Raw genomic sequence first — 15,099 nt, 5'->3', positions numbered from 1 at the left:
TACCGGCGGGTCCAGCGCGCCCGCACCCGCCGGTTCTAGGCCCCGCCCGCCGCCAACGTCCCGCCCGCCGCCCCCGGCAGTCCCAGCAGCAGGACCCGGGTCAGGGAGCGGACCCAGCGTTCGTCCGCCGGTTCCGCGCTGACCAGGGAGCGGTGGACGACCGCCCCGGCGACCATGTCGAAGATCAGGTCGGCGGTGCGGGCCGCCTCCTCCGGGTCCTCCTCCGGGGTGAGTTCGCCGCGCTCCTGGGCCCGCGCCCGGCCCTGGAGGACCAGGCGCTTCTGCCGGTCCACGATCGACGCGCGGATGCGCTCCCGCAGGGCCTCGTCCCGGGTCGCCTCCGCCACCACCGCCATCAGCCCGCTCTTCGCCTCCGGACGCGCCAGGATCGCCGCGAACTGGAGCACCACGCCCTCGATGTCGGCCGCCAGACTGCCCCGGTCCGGCAGGCGCAGTTCGTCGAAGAGTTCCGCCACCGCGTCGACCACGAGTTCGTTCTTGCCCGACCAGCGGCGGTACAGGGTCGTCTTGGCGACCCCCGCGCGCGCCGCCACATCCGACAGCGTCAGCTTCGACCAGCCCTGATCCACCAGCGCCGCCCTGGTAGCGCTCAGGATCGCGGCGTCCGCCGCCGTGCTGCGGGGGCGGCCACGGGCGGCGGCAGCGGCGGAAGGACGGCGGCGGCTCTGCATCCCCGCACCCTATCCATCGCCGGATCAGCAATCGCCGGGTCGCCCGGCGGCGGGAGCCGTGAGGCGTGAGCGAGGTCACCGAGGGACGGTTCCGCTGCCGGGGGCGGAACCATTACGCTACGGCTGGTAGCGAAAGCGGTGACGGGCCGCCGACGCCACCCGCCCGCGAGCGGACGTACGCGGGCGGCGCTCGCACGGCACGGGTGGGGACCCGGTGCCGCGGGGCACGGAGGGCATACCCGGTTCGGGTGGGACAAGCACCCCCTCTCCGGGCGGGATTTCACGGCGTTTTTCGCACAGGCGCGGGAACGGGGGAGGATAGACGCATGCAGCCACGGAACATGTCCATGAGCGGCGTCGTCGACCTCGCCGCGGTGAAGGCGGCCCAGGAGGCCAAGGCGAAGGCCGAGCAGACCCGCGCCGAAACCGCCCGGCACGGCGGCGGCGGTGCCGTCTCCCCGGCCGATCTCGTCATCGACGTCGACGAGGCCGGCTTCGAGCGCGATGTCATCGAGCGCTCCGCCGAGGTACCCGTCGTCCTCGACTTCTGGGCCGAGTGGTGTCAGCCCTGCAAGCAGCTCAGCCCGGTGCTGGAGCGGCTGGCCGTCGAGTACGACGGGCGGATCCTGCTCGCCAAGATCGATGTCGACGCCAACCAGATGCTGATGCAGCAGTTCGGGATCCAGGGGATCCCGGCCGTCTTCGCGGTGGTCGCCGGCCAGGCGCTGCCGCTCTTCCAGGGAGCCGCCGCCGAGGACCAGATCCGGGGAACCCTCGACCAGTTGGTGCAGGTCGCCGAGCAGCGGTTCGGGCTCACCGGGCTCACCGTCGACCCCGACGCCCAGCCCGGCGGTGCCCCCGAGGCCGTCGCCGAGGTGCCCGTGGGCCCCCACGACGCCCTGCTCAACGCCGCCGCCGAGGCGCTGGACGCCGGTGATCTCGCCGGTGCCGTCCAGGCGTACCGCGATGTGCTCGCCGACGACCCGGCCCACCCGGAGGCCACACTCGGGCTCTCCCAGGCCGAGTTGCTCCAGCGGGTGCAGGGGCTCGACCCGCAGCGGGTGCGCAAGGACGCCGCCGACAGGCCGGCCGACGTCCAGGCGCAGATCGCCGCCGCCGACCTGGATCTGGTCGGCGGGCATGTCGAGGACGCCTTCGGGCGGCTCATCGACACCGTGCGGCGCACGGCGGGCGACGACCGGGACGCCGTACGGCTGCGGCTGCTGGAGTTGTTCGAGGTGGTCGGGGGCGAGGATCCGCGCGTCGCCGCCGCCCGGCGTGCGCTGGCGCGCGCCCTGTTCTGAGCCGTTCCCGGGGCCGGTCCCCGGGCCGGTCCCGGCCGCCCGTAAGGGTGATGCCGGTGGGGAACCGGGTGTCGTGGGGGACTCGAAGCGGCCGTGCTTTGCCAAAACTTGGCCATCACGGCCGCTGTTACTGCAAGTAAGTTGCCCTCGTCGTTGTGTCGGATTGTGTCCGGCGTTCAGCGGATTGTTCTACCCATGGGTACAACCCAGCGTCGCCGATCCGGGCCCCTGTGTCGTGGCGCGGCCATCCGCCCGTTACTAGCCAGTAACGAACCCCCTTGTGCGGGCGGCCGGAATGCACCACGATCGGCGACGCTCGGTCCCTTTCCGTATCCCGGCACCCGGCCGGGGCGCGGGACTCACTGGGTCCCCACCGAGCAGGGCGGGCGGCAGCGCCGCCGGCCCTCGGACAGGGGGGTCTTCGCCCATCGGCGAAGCCTGTCCGGCAAGGTTGTGCGTGATGCGTGTCAGGCGCGACCAGTGGTTGTCGCTCGGGGGTGATCGCCGGTGACCGGGGCGCGGTTCGCGCCCGGTGGCGCGGGCGCTCTCCTTCCCGAGGACGTAGCACTTCTCCCATCCCTGCCGCGGCCGAGCCGCTCACCAGGCGGGCCGGGGTCAGGAGATGTACGTCCGAGAAGGAGGAAATATGGAGTCCCAGGTGCGTGGTGGGACGAGATGGAAGCGGTTCGCCGTGGTGATGGTGCCCAGTGTGGCGGCCACGGCCGCGATAGGTGTGGCCCTCGCTCAGGGTGCGCTCGCCGCGTCGTTCAGTGTGTCCGGCCAGTCGTTCAAGGTCACGACCAAGCAGCTCGACGGCACGGGCTTCTCCCAGTACGGCGCTCTCGACGAGGGCTACACGCTGAGGGGTGAGAAGACCGTCCACCCGGTCGCCGTCTCGGCGTTCCGGTCGGCCACCATCAAGAGCATGTGCCAGTCGGTCGTCACCCCGAACATTCCGGTGCTCGGGAACGTCAGCCTGATCCTGCGCGCGGGTGACGACGAGCCGGTGGAGGCCACCAACCTCTACATCGATATCGCCCAGCTCGAAGCCGACGCCGAGTTCACCAATATCGACATCGGTGTGGCCGCCAAGGACGCCACCAAGGGTCCCGGGATGAAGGGCGGCGGCGAGCAGTCCAACCCCTTCGGGTTCGCCCAGCAGGCGGACCTGGTCACCCTGAAGGACGTGAAGCAGACGGCGTGGGCCACCACCGCCGGAACCTTCAAGCTCAGCGGGCTGAAGATGTCGCTGTCGACGGGTGTCAAGGAGTGCTACTAGGCACTCGCTGACGGGCGGGGGTGCCCCCCGGCGTCCCCGCCCGCTCATGCGCGTCCTTGCGCCGCCCGTGCCCACCGGTCTGTGTTCCCACCCGGTACCCACAACTCTCCACCACCGCAACGCCGTTCCAGGGAGACGTTTTCCATGAGCGCCGAGACCTCGGTCGTAGCCGGCCAGTTCACCCGCCGGAAGCGGCAGTTCCGTGCCTGGCGGGGCTCCCGGCCGTTCTGGGCCGGGCTGTTCGTCATGCTCGGCGGACTCCCCATCGCCTACTTCCCGTACGCGAATCTCCAGATCGGCCATCTGACGCTGGCGATGGCCACCACCGCGGGCGCCGGGTCACTGATCATCGGTGTGCTGCTGGTCGTGCTGGGCTTCAGCCTCTGGTTCCAGCGGCATGTCCGCACCTTCGCGGGCATCGCGGCGATCCTGCTGGCCCTGGTGTCCATCCCGGTGTCCAACCTCGGCGGCTTTCTGATCGGTTTCCTGTTCGCCCTGATCGGCGGCGCGATGGCCGTCGCCTGGGTCGAGGGCGAACCGGCCGCACCCGCTGTCACCGGCACGGCAGCCGCGGGCGCGGCCTCCCACACCAAGGGCCGCACCAAGGGCGACGGCATCCCGGGCCAGTCGGGGGAGCGTGACGGCCTGTCGGGAGCGACCCCGGCCGGAACGACCCCGGCCAACGAGGTGAACGGGAGGCACAGTGCCGGCTGACGAGACGGCCGGCGGGACCGAGGCGGAGGTGACTCCCCCGGTCCCCCGGGCCCGAACCGGGCCGCGCCACGCGGCGCCCAGAAAGCCGCTCCTCACCAGGATCCATATGCCGGCCGGCAAGGCGATAGCCCTCGCGGCGATGCCCACCGCCGTGCTGATGGGGATGGGATTCACCCCGAGGCTCGCGCTCGCCGAGGACCAGCCGGTGTCCCGGAGCCTGGCGGCTGACGAACTGTCGGCCGAGGAGTACGAGGACTGTCTGACCGCGCTGGAGGAGGCGGAGCAGGACGACGGGGCGAGCCCCTCCGCGACCCCCACGACGACCGCGACCCCCTCGCCCTCCCCGTCCGAGACCGCTTCCCCCGATCCCACGCCCACCGGGAGCGCGGACCCCCGGTCCGGCGCCGGGGACCCCACGCCCGACACCTCTTCGCCGGATTCAGGTTCCGACGACGAGGACGACGGCCAGGGCGGGCCCACGCCGTCCACGACCCCCTCCGGCGACGAAGACCCGGGCCCGGCGGAACCGACCCCCTCGCCCTCGGCGGGCCGGGGCGGCGGCGGACTGCTGGACACCGTGGGCGACGCCGTAGAGGGTGTCGTGGACGGCGTGGTCGACGGCATCACCGATGGCCTCACCGACGGCCTCACGGGCGGCGGCGAGGACGAGGACGACGACGAGGACGACGACACCGCGAATCCGACCCCCACCCCCACTCCCACCCCGACCCCGTCCGGCGGCTCAGACAGCCCCGACGCCCCCGGGCAGCCCGGCGAGACCGCCCCCACCGAAGAGCCCACCGAAGAGCCCTCCGAAGAGGCCACCGCCTCGCCGACCCCCACCCCTACCCCCACTCCGACCCCCACCCCCAGCCCCTCCGAGGGCGTGAATCTCGACGACTGCCCGGTCGCCACCGACGACGAGGGCGGGGTCGACAACCCGGTCCCGGTCCCCGACGACCCCTGGTACCTGGACGCCAGCTCGCTGCTGCTCAAGGGCGCCGACTACCAGGGCATCGTGGAGGTGAGGACGGCGAGCGGGATCCGCAAGAAGGTCCTCAAGTACGTCATCTCCAGCGGCACCGACATCGGCGATCTCCACCAGACGGTGAAGGACCCGCTGGCCCAGGCCACTTATCACGTCCAGGCGGCGAAGGGCTCGACCTCCACCATCCGCGACGGCGACACCGTGATGTACACGGAGAAGATCTCCGGGAAGCTGCTGGGGCTGATCCCGGTGGAGTTCAGCCCGGAGAGCCCGCCCCCGCTGAACATCCCGCTGATCTACTTCACCGATGTCAAGGTGGTCCAGGCCGCGCAGTTCGGCGGCACCCTGCACATCCCGGGCATGCAGGTCTACACGACGCCCGGCACCTGACCACCGTACGGTCGCTGGGTCCGACGCGGACGAGGGCGCCCCCGGAGACCCAGGGGCGCCCTCGGCGCCGTACCTCTACCCGTACCGGACCGGACCGCGTCAGTTCCGCTCGCCCTCGCCCAGGTGGTGGACCCGGACCATGTTAGTGGTGCCGGGGACGCCGGGGGGCGAACCGGCCGTGATGACCAGGATGTCCCCGGTGGTGAAGCGGTTCAGCTTGACGACCTCCTGGTCGACCAGGTCGACCATCTCGTCGGTGCTGTTCACGAACGGGACGACATGCGGCTCCACGCCCCAGCTCAGGGTGAGCTGATTGCGGGTCGACTCGTCCGTGGTGAACGCGATGATCGGCGGCTCGGCGCGGTAGCGGCACAGCCGGCGGGCGGTGTCGCCGGACTTGGTGAAGGCCACCAGGCCCTTGCCGCCGAGGAAGTCGGCGATCTCACAGGCGGCGCGGGCCACCGAACCGCCCTGGGTGCGCGGCTTCTTGCCCGGCACCAGCGGCTGGAGGCCCTTGGAGAGCAGTTCGCCCTCGGCCGCCTGGACGATCTTCGACATCGTCTTGACCGTCTCGATCGGATACGCGCCCACACTCGACTCCGCGGACAGCATCACCGCGTCGGCGCCGTCCAGGATGGCGTTGGCGACATCGGACGCCTCGGCGCGGGTCGGGCGGGAGTTGGTGATCATCGACTCCATCATCTGGGTCGCCACGATCACCGGCTTGGCGTTGCGCCGGCACAGCTCGATCAGGCGCTTCTGCACCATGGGGACCTTTTCGAGCGGGTATTCGACGGCGAGGTCGCCACGGGCGACCATCACGGCGTCGAACGCCATCACGACGTCCTCCATGTTCTCCACCGCCTGCGGCTTCTCCACCTTGGCGATGACGGGGACGCGCCGGCCCTCCTCGTCCATCACCCGGTGCACATCCGCCACGTCCTTGGCGTCCCGGACGAAGGACAGCGCGACCATGTCGCAGCCCATCCGCAGCGCGAACCGCAGATCCTCGACGTCCTTCTCGCTGAGCGCGGGGACATTGACCGCCGCGCCGGGCAGATTGATGCCCTTGTGGTCGGAGACGACGCCGCCCTCGATGACGATCGACCTGACCCGGGGGCCCTCGACGTCCAGGACCTTCAGCTCGACATTGCCGTCGTTGATCAGGATCTGGTCGCCGCGGCCGACATCGCCGGGCAGGCCCTTGTACGTGGTGCCGCAGATCGTCTTGTCACCGGGGACGTCCTCGGCGGTGATGGTGAACTCATCGCCCCGCACCAGCTCCACCGGGCCCTCGGCGAAGGTCTCCAGCCGGATCTTGGGGCCCTGGAGGTCGGCGAGGACGCCGATGGCGCGGCCGGTCTCCTTGGCCGCGGCGCGGACCCGGTCGTAGCGGCCCTGATGCTCGGCGTGGGTGCCGTGGCTGAAGTTGAAGCGGGCCACATTCATCCCGGCCTCGATCAGCGCGACCAGTTGCTCATGGGAGTCGACCGCGGGGCCGAGAGTACAGACGATTTTCGAACGGCGCATAGCGCGATCCTATCGGTTTGTTTCGCCTCGGAATATTCCGGCTGGTGGAAGTGCACGGAAGGGCATGGAAGGGAGCGGAAGGGGGAGCGGAAGGGCCCGGGAGTGCAAATGGGCGGTCCGGCGCTCAGTCGAGTATTTCGTTAGTTCTTTTCGGAATCGCGCTCCGCGACCAGCGCGTAGGTCTGTGTCGCGATCTCCAGTTCCTCATCGGTCGGCACCACGGCCACCGCCACCCGCGCCGACCCCGGCGAGATCAGCCGCGCCCCGTCCGCCCGTACGGCGTTCAGCCCGGCGTCCACCGCGATGCCCAGCCCTTCCAGGCCCGCCGTGGCCGCCGCGCGCACCGGGGCCGCGTTCTCCCCGACCCCGGCCGTGAACGCGATCGCGTCCACCCGGCCGAGCACCGCGTAATAGGCGCCGATGTACTTCTTCAATCGGTGAATGTAGATGTCGAAGGCGAGCTTCGCCGCCGGGTCGCCCTCGTCGACGCGGCGGCGGATCTCCCGCATGTCGTTGTCCCCGCACAAGCCGATCAGTCCGCTCCTCTTGTTGAGAAGAGTGTCGATCTCGTCGGCGGACATTCCGCCAACACGCATCAAATGGAAGATGACGGCCGGGTCCAGGTCTCCCGAGCGCGTCCCCATGACCAGCCCCTCCAAGGGGGTCAGCCCCATCGAGGTGTCCACGCACCGCCCGCCGCGCACCGCCGAGGCCGACGCCCCGTTGCCCAGGTGCAGCACGATGACGTTCACCTCCTGAGGCGCCCGGCCCAGCAGCGCGGCCGTCGCCCGGGAGACATAGGCGTGCGAGGTGCCGTGGAAGCCGTAGCGGCGGATGCGGTGCGCGTCGGCGGTCTCGATGTCGAGGGCGTAGCGGGCGGCGGACTCCGGCATGGTGGTGTGGAACGCCGTGTCGAACACCGCGACCTGCGGCAGATCCGGGCGCAGCGCCATCGCCGTACGGATCCCGGTGAGGTTGGCCGGGTTGTGCAGCGGGGCCACCGGGATCAGCCGCTCGATCTCGGCGAGCACGGTGTCGTCGATCACCGTCGGCTCGGTGAAGGTCAGCCCGCCGTGCACCACCCGGTGCCCGATGGCGGCCAGCTCGGGGGAGTCCAGGCCGAGGCCGTCCCGGTCCAGCTCCGCGGCGACGGCCTTCAGCGCGGCGTCGTGGTCGGCGATCGGGCCGGAGTGCTCCCGGCTCTCCCCGCCCCGGGGGGTGTGCTTCAGCCGGGAGGTCCGCTCACCGATCCGCTCCACCAGGCCCTGCGCGAGCCGGGCACCGGCCCGCATGTCCAGGAGCTGGTACTTCAGCGACGACGAACCGGAGTTGAGGACGAGGACACGGGTCGCGGTCACGGGCGGACGGCCTTCTGATCGAGGGACGGGGACGGGGACGCAGCCGGGGCGGGGGACTGCTTCTCCGACGACTGGGACTGGATCGCCGTGATGGCGACGGTGTTGACGATGTCCGAGACCAGCGCGCCCCGGGACAGGTCGTTGACCGGCTTGCGCAGTCCCTGGAGGACCGGGCCGACGGCGATCGCGCCGGCCGAGCGCTGCACGGCCTTGTAGGTGTTGTTGCCGGTGTTGAGGTCGGGGAAGATCAGCACGCTCGCCTGCCCGGCCACCTCCGAATCGGGCAGCTTGGTCGCGGCGACCGTCGGTTCCACGGCCGCGTCGTACTGGATCGGCCCCTCCACGCTCAGATCCGGCCGCCGCTCGCGCACCAGCGCGGTCGCCGCGCGCACCTTGTCCACATCGGCGCCCGACCCGGATGTCCCCGTCGAGTACGACAGCATCGCGATCCGCGGCGCCACCCCGAACTGCTCCGCCGTCGCCGCCGACTGGATGGCGATGTCGGCGAGCTGCTCGGCGTCCGGGTCCGGGTTGACCGCGCAGTCGCCGTAGACCAGCACCTTGTCCGCCAGGCACATGAAGAAGACGGACGAGACGATGGACGAGCCCGGCCGGGTCTTGATGATCTCGAAGGCGGGGCGGATGGTGGCCGCCGTGGAGTGCACCGAGCCCGACACCATCCCGTCGGCGAGGCCCTCCTCGACCATCAGGGTGCCGAAGTAGTTGACGTCGGAGACCACGTCGTAGGCCAGCTCCACGGTCACGCCCCGGTGCGCCCGCAGGCCCGCGTAGCGCTCGGCGAAGGCGTCGCGCAGTTCGCTGGTGGCGGGGTCGATCAGCCGGGCCTCGCCGAGGTCGATACCGAGGTCGGCGGCGCGCTTGCGGATCTGGTCGACCGGGCCGAGCAGCGTCAGATCGCACACCCCCCGGCGCAGCAGCACCTCCGCCGCGTGCAGCACCCGGGGTTCGGTGCCCTCGGGCAGCACCACCCGGCGCCGGTCGGAGCGGGCCTGCTCCAGCAGCTGGTGCTCGAACATCATCGGCGTGACCCGGTCGCTGCTGGGGGCGCTGACCCGGCCGAGCAGCTCGGCGGTGTCGACATACCGTTCGAACAGACCGAGCGCGGTCTCCGCCTTGCGCGGGGTCGCCGCGTTCAGCTTGCCCTCCAGGGCGAAGAGGTGCTCGGCGGTGGGGAAGCTGGTGCCGGACACCGACAGCACCGGGGTGCCGGGGGCCAGCCGGGCGGCCAGGGTGAGGATCTCCTCCCGGGGCACCTCGTCCAGGGTGAGCAGGACGCCCGCTATCGGCGGGGTACCGGCGCTGTGCGCGGCCAGCGCGCCGATCACCAGGTCGGCCCGGTCGCCGGGGGTGACGACCAGCGAGCCCGGGGTCAGCGCGGCCAGGAAGTTCGGCAGCATGGCTCCGCCGAAGACGAAGTTCAGGGCGTCCCGGGCCAGCCCCGAGTGATCGCCGAGCAGCACCCGGGCGTCCAGGGCGTGGGCGATCTGGGCGACGGTGGGCGCGGCGAGCGCGGGGTCGTCGGGCAGCACCCAGCAGGGCACCGGGAGCCGTCCGAGCAGCCGCTCGGCGATCTCGTCGCGGTCCTCGCGGGCCACCCGGTTGGTGACCATGGCGAGCACATCGCAGCCCAGGCCGTCGTAGGCGCGGTAGGCGTTGCGGGTCTCGGCGAGCACCGACTCGGCGCTCTGGCGGCGCCCGCCCACCACCGGGACCACCGACGCGCCGAACTCATTGGCGAGGCGGGCGTTGAGGGCCAGTTCGTCGGGGAGCTGGGTGGCCGCGTAGTCGGAGCCGAGGACGAGGACGACGTCGTAGTCCCGGGCGACCAGATGGAAGCGGTCGACCAGGACCGAGACCAGTTCGTCGGTGCCGCGCTCGGCCTGGAGGGCGGACGCCTCGTGGTAGTCGAGGCCGTAGACCGTGGCCGGGTCCTGCGCCAGCCGGTAGCGGGCGCGCAGCAGCTCGAAGAGCCGGTCGGGGCCGTCGTGCACCAGCGGGCGGAACACCCCCACCCGGTCGACCTGCCGGGTCAGCAGCTCCATGACCCCCAGCTCGACGACCTGGCGGCCGTCGCCGCGGTCGATTCCGGTCACGTACACGCTGCGCGTCACGTGCGCTGTTCCTTTCGTCGGGTGGCCTGGGCGGGTGGCCTGGTGGGTGGGCCTCGCCGGTGGGCCTTGTCGGGTGGCCTTGTCGGGTGGCCTCGTCGGGCGGCCGGGGTGGTGGCCGGGGTGGGCGGCCGGAGTGGGCATCCTGTCACCGGCCGGGGGCGGAAATCGCTCATCCGAGTGAAGCGAACACTCTTGACAATATCGTCGCAGATGGATAAAGCGCCCGCTTGCGGCACTGTTCACCGGCGGGCCCGGGGACGTGGAACAATCGAAGACGGTTCACCGGCCCCACACGCGCACTCACCGGCATCCAGCATCCACACCGAGCAGGAGACACAGCACGATGCGTATCGGAGTTCTCACCGCAGGTGGCGACTGCCCCGGACTGAACGCAGTGATCCGGTCGGTCGTCCACCGGGCCGTCGCCCAGTACGGCGACGAGGTGATCGGCTTCGAGGACGGGTACGCCGGGCTGCTGGACGGCCGGTACCGTGCCCTGGACCTCAACGCGGTCAGCGGCATCCTCGCCCGTGGCGGCACCATCCTCGGCTCCTCCCGACTGGAGCGCGACCGGCTCCGCGAGGCGTGCGAGAACGCCTCCGACATGATCCGCGACTTCGGGATCGACGCGCTGATCCCCATCGGCGGCGAGGGCACGCTCACCGCGGCCCGGATGCTGTCGGACGCGGGCCTGCCGGTCGTCGGCGTCCCCAAGACCATCGACAACGACATCTCCTCCACCGACCGCACCTTCGGCTTCGACACCGCCGTCGGGGTCGCCACGGAGGCCATGGACCGCCTCAAGACCACCGCCGAGTCCCATCAGCGGGTGATGGTGGTGGAGGTCATGGGGCGGCACGCCGGCTGGATCGCCCTGGAGTCCGGCATGGCCGCCGGTGTCCACGGCATCTGTCTGCCCGAGCGGCCCTTCCACCCCGCCGACCTGATCGCGATGGTCGAGGAGCGGTTCGCCCGGGGCAAGAAGTTCGCGGTCATCTGTGTCGCCGAGGGCGCCCACCCCGCCGAGGGCACCATGGACTACGGCAAGGGCGCGATCGACCAGTTCGGCCATGAGCGCTTCCAGGGCATCGGCACCGCCCTCGCCTTCGAACTGGAGCGCCGCCTCGGCAAGGAGGCCAAGCCGGTCATCCTCGGCCATGTCCAGCGCGGCGGCACGCCCACCGCGTACGACAGGGTCCTCGCCACCCGCTTCGGCTGGCACGCGGTGGAGGCCGCGCACCGGGGCGAGTTCGGCCGGATGACCGCCCTGCGCGGCACGGACATCGTGATGGTCCCGCTGGCGGAGGCGGTCACCGAGCTGAAGCGGGTGCCCAAGGACCGGATGGACGAGGCGGAGTCGGTCTTCTAGCTCCCGTTGTCCGGCGCGGTCACCCTTTCACCGCGCCGCCCAGCGCGAACCCACCCCCCAATCGCCGTGCCACCAGCACATACAGCAGGATGACCGGCGTCGAGTAGATGATCGAGAACGCGGCGAGCTGCCCGTACGCCACCATGCCGCGGTTGCCGAAGAACTCGTTGATGCTGACGGCGGCCGGCATCTGGTCCGGGGTGAGCAGCAGCATGAAGGGGACGAAGAAGTTCCCCCACATCATCACGAAGGCGAACACGGTCACCACCGCCACCCCCGGCCCCATCAGCGGCAGCACGATCCGCACCAGCGACTGGAGCGAGGACGCCCCGTCCGTCCAGGCGGCCTCCTCCAGCTCCTTCGGCACCCCGTCCATGAAATTCTTCATCAGCCAGATCGCGAACGGCAGTTGGGACGCGGCGAAGAAGAAGATCGTCCCCCGCATGGTGTCGATCAGATCGACCTGCACGAACAGCGCGTAGACCGGCACCATGATCGCCGTGATGGGCAGACTGGTCGCGAAGAGGATGGTCAGCAGGAACGGCCGGTTGAGCCGGGACCGGAACCGGGACAGCGGATAGGCGGCGAGTGCCGCGCAGACGACCGTCAGCAGGGTCGCGCCCCCGCACAGCAGCAGACTGTTCAGCAGCGGCCGAAAGGTCACGTCCTCGGTGAGTACGGCGTCGAAATGGCCGAGAGTGACCCCGTCCGGGATCTTCACCCGCAGGTCAGCCCCTGGATCCACCGCCGACAGCAGCACCCAGGCCAGCGGCAGCACGAACGCCGCCGCGACGGCCAGCAACCCGGCGTCGGCGGCGAGCCGCCGGGAAACTCGTGTGCGTACCACGCCCTTCACACCTCCGTCCGCAGCAGCCGCATGTACACCACGGAGAACAGCGACCCGACCACCAGCAGCAGCAGCGCGACCGCCGTCCCGTACCCGATCATGCTGTTCTGGAACGCCTGTTCGTACATGAAGAGCGGGAGGGTCTGGCTCTTGTCGCCGGGCCCGCCCCGGGTCATCACCCAGATCAGCCCGAACACGGACAGTGTCTGGAGGGTGTTGAGCATGAGATTGGTGCCGATCGAGCGGCGGATCATCGGCAGCGTGATGTGCCACATCCGCCGCCAGCCTCCGGCACCGTCGACCTTGGCCGCCTCGTCGATCTCCTGGGGGATCTCGGCGAGCGCGGCGGAGTACACCAGCATCGAGAACGCCGTCCCCCGCCAGACATTGGCGAACGACACGGCCAGGATCGGCAGCGTGAACAGCCAGTTCTGCGCGGGCAGATGGAGGAAGTCGAGGATGGCGTTCAGCGTCCCCTCCCGCCGGAAGAACGCGTAGAGCAGAAACCCGGCGACGACCTCCGGCACGACCCACGCCGTGACAACGATGCCGCCGGTGAGCGTACGAACCGGCTTCGAGGCCCGCCGCATCAGCGCGGCGAGCGCCAGCCCCAGGGTGTTCTGCCCGATCAGCGAGGACAGCACGGTGAAGACGAGGGTCAGCCAGACGGCGTTCAGGAACGCCGGGTCGGTGAACGCCGTACGGAAGTTCTCGAACCCGATGAAGGAGGACTCGGCCTGCCCGGTGAGCTGGAGATCGGTGAAGGCGATGTAGGCGCAGTAGGCGATGGGGGCGGCGAGGAAGAGGACCAGGAGGAGGAGGGCGGGGGAGAGGGGGAGGAGGCGGGTTGCGGGGTGGGGGTGAGGGGGGCGGGGTGGGTGCTGGGGCGTCTTCTGGTCTGTCTTCTGGGCTGGCTTCGGCTGGTGGGGCGGGTTGTTGAGCGACGGGTCGCCGTTCTCGGAGGTCGGGGTTCCGCTCGTTGGGGTGCTCGTCATGCCGTCGCCGCTAGTTCTCGGTGACTTGGTTGTCGGTGACGTCCCGGAGTGTGTCGTCGTACCCGTCGGCGGCCTCGTCCACGGACAGATCCCCGGTGGTCACCCCTTCCATCGCCTCCTGGATGGCCACGGACACCTTCGGGTAGGCCGGGTAGGCGGGCCGGTAGTGGGTGGTGGGGACGAGGTCGGTGAAGAACTCGATACCGGGCTGGGCGGCGATGTACGCGGGGTCGGCGGCGACGTCCTCGCGGACGGCGATGCCGGAGTTGGCGATGTACCACTTCTGGGCGTTGGCCTTGGTCTGCATGGTGGTGATGAAGTCGAAGGCGAGGTCCTTGTTGGCCGCCTTGTTCGGGATGGACCAGGTCCAGCCGCCGGACATGCTGACCTTGCCGGGGGCCTGTCCGTTCTGGGTCGGCATGGCGGCGAGCCCCAGCTTGTCGGACCACTCGGGCCACTCATGACCGCTGCCGGGCAGCCAGTCCTGCGGGAGCCAGGAGCCGTCGAGGTTGATCCCGAGCCTGCCTTCGGGGAGCAGTTCGCCGCGGACGCGGGTACCGAAGTTGGGGTCGAGGGCGTCGGAGACGTCGGGGCCGAGGGCCTCCTGGTAGACGGTTTCGACGAAGGTGAGGGCGTCCTTGAAGGCTTGGCTGCCGGTGATCCATTTCTTGCGGGTGCTGTCGTAGAGGGGGTCGGTGGGGCCGGAGGCGGTGCCTTGGTCGGTGCCTTGGCTGGTGCTTTGGTCGGTGCCGTAGAGCAGCATCTCGAAGCCCTGCATGGTGGCGGCTTCGCCCATGGGTTTGCCGGTGTAGACGTTGAGGGGGGTGACGTCGGGGACGTTCTCCTTGATGGTGCGGGCGGCGGAGAGTACGTCGTCCCAGGTCTTCGGCTGCCAGTCGGTGGGCAGCCCGGCCTTCGCGAAGATCGCCTTGTCGTACCAGAGCCCTCGGGTGTCGGTCCCGTCCGGGACGCCGTACGTCTTTCCGTCCTCGCCGCGGGCCGCGGCCTTCGCCGAGTTGATGAACTGGTCCCAGTCGGCCCATTTCGCCAAGTAGGGGTCGAGGGGGGTGAGGTAGCCGCTGGTGATGTCGGAATTGATGAGGAAGGTGTCCTCGTAGACGAGATCGGGAGCGGTCTTGGGGGAGCGGAGCATTTGCTGGAGCTTGGTGTAGTAATCGGAGTCGGCGGCTTTGATCGGCACGAACTCGACGCGCTTTCCAGGGTACTTCTTCTCGAACTGCTGCTTGATGTCGGCGAGGTAGGTGTCCATCACTTTGATGGAGTTGTCCGTGGATTGTTTGAAAGACACCTTCAGGGTGTCGGGGTCGCTCTCCGACCCGCCTCCGCAGGCGGTGAGGGAGGTGGCGGCGGTGAGGGTGAGGGCGGCGGTGAACAGGACGGCGGTGGGGCGCACGGAATGACCTCCAGCGGGGGAGGGGCGGTGGGGGGGGGAGAGAGGGGGCTGAGGTGGGGGAGTGGGGTGAGGTGGGGGTGTGGCCGG

At 70.4% G+C, this 15,099-nt stretch carries 12 protein-coding genes; 5 read left to right on the top strand and 7 right to left on the bottom strand.

Translation table 11 applies throughout. From position 1 onward, the window contains the following. Nucleotides 1-35 precede the first annotated feature (35 nt). The gene (locus ABZX40_RS36935; protein ID WP_355748963.1) at nt 36-692 is read right to left on the bottom strand and encodes a TetR/AcrR family transcriptional regulator; all 657 of its coding nucleotides are present in this window, start codon (nt 690-692) and stop codon (nt 36-38) included. Nucleotides 693-1,018: 326 nt separating this feature from the next. On the opposite strand from ABZX40_RS36935, the gene ABZX40_RS36930 reads away from it, so the two are divergent. The 4 genes from ABZX40_RS36930 (at nt 1,019) to ABZX40_RS36915 (ending at nt 5,367) form a co-directional block, all read left to right on the top strand. After that, nucleotides 1,019-1,996 carry a tetratricopeptide repeat protein gene (locus tag ABZX40_RS36930; protein WP_355748960.1) on the top strand — a complete coding sequence of 326 codons (978 nt, stop codon included), beginning with the start codon at nt 1,019-1,021 and terminating at the stop codon, nt 1,994-1,996. A gap of 646 nt (nt 1,997-2,642) precedes the next feature. Then, nucleotides 2,643-3,275, top strand: a complete 633-nt coding sequence (locus ABZX40_RS36925) for a DUF6230 family protein (RefSeq protein WP_355748957.1) — start codon at nt 2,643-2,645, stop codon at nt 3,273-3,275. 144 nt (nt 3,276-3,419) lie between these two features. Beyond that, entirely contained in the window at nt 3,420-3,989 is a 570-nt protein-coding gene (locus ABZX40_RS36920) for a DUF6114 domain-containing protein (protein ID WP_355748954.1), read from the top strand. Between the two features lie 106 nt (nt 3,990-4,095). Further along, on the top strand, nt 4,096-5,367 hold the full coding sequence (locus ABZX40_RS36915; protein WP_355748951.1) for a hypothetical protein: 1,272 nt from the start codon (nt 4,096-4,098) through the stop codon (nt 5,365-5,367). A gap of 99 nt (nt 5,368-5,466) precedes the next feature. Here the strand turns inward: ABZX40_RS36915 and pyk are convergent, their stop codons facing one another. The 3 genes from pyk to pta all read right to left on the bottom strand — a co-directional run bounded on the left by pyk (nt 5,467) and on the right by pta (nt 10,387). After that, nucleotides 5,467-6,897 carry a pyruvate kinase gene (gene pyk / locus ABZX40_RS36910; protein ID WP_355748948.1) on the bottom strand — a complete coding sequence of 477 codons (1,431 nt, stop codon included), beginning with the start codon at nt 6,895-6,897 and terminating at the stop codon, nt 5,467-5,469. 140 nt (nt 6,898-7,037) lie between these two features. After that, the gene (locus tag ABZX40_RS36905) at nt 7,038-8,255 is read right to left on the bottom strand and encodes an acetate kinase (RefSeq protein ID WP_355748945.1); all 1,218 of its coding nucleotides are present in this window, start codon (nt 8,253-8,255) and stop codon (nt 7,038-7,040) included. Further along, nucleotides 8,252-10,387: a phosphate acetyltransferase gene (gene pta, locus ABZX40_RS36900; protein WP_355748942.1), complete on the bottom strand. Its 2,136-nt coding sequence runs from the start codon at nt 10,385-10,387 to the stop codon at nt 8,252-8,254. Before pta ends, ABZX40_RS36905 begins: the two co-directional genes overlap by 4 nt. 343 nt (nt 10,388-10,730) lie before the next feature. Here pta and ABZX40_RS36895 point away from each other — a divergent pair, with 343 nt between their 5' ends. After that, on the top strand, nt 10,731-11,756 hold the full coding sequence (locus ABZX40_RS36895; protein WP_355748940.1) for an ATP-dependent 6-phosphofructokinase: 1,026 nt from the start codon (nt 10,731-10,733) through the stop codon (nt 11,754-11,756). Between the two features lie 19 nt (nt 11,757-11,775). Here the strand turns inward: ABZX40_RS36895 and ABZX40_RS36890 are convergent, their stop codons facing one another. From ABZX40_RS36890 to ABZX40_RS36880, 3 genes are read right to left on the bottom strand one after another with little or no spacing between them, the layout of a single operon-like run. Next, nucleotides 11,776-12,603: a carbohydrate ABC transporter permease gene (locus ABZX40_RS36890; protein WP_355748938.1), complete on the bottom strand. Its 828-nt coding sequence runs from the start codon at nt 12,601-12,603 to the stop codon at nt 11,776-11,778. A gap of 5 nt (nt 12,604-12,608) precedes the next feature. Next, nucleotides 12,609-13,598: a sugar ABC transporter permease gene (locus tag ABZX40_RS36885; RefSeq protein WP_355748935.1), complete on the bottom strand. Its 990-nt coding sequence runs from the start codon at nt 13,596-13,598 to the stop codon at nt 12,609-12,611. A 10-nt stretch (nt 13,599-13,608) separates the two neighbouring features. Then, complete coding sequence (locus ABZX40_RS36880) at nt 13,609-15,012, bottom strand: extracellular solute-binding protein (RefSeq protein WP_355748932.1); 1,404 nt, start codon at nt 15,010-15,012, stop codon at nt 13,609-13,611. Nucleotides 15,013-15,099: the final 87 nt, after the last annotated feature.

The organism is Streptomyces sp. NPDC004610 (genome assembly GCF_040609715.1).
Taxonomy (GTDB): Bacteria; Actinomycetota; Actinomycetes; order Streptomycetales; family Streptomycetaceae; genus Streptomyces.
Note: the sequence above shows the minus strand (reverse complement) of the source record. Positions and strands in the feature narration are given on the sequence as shown.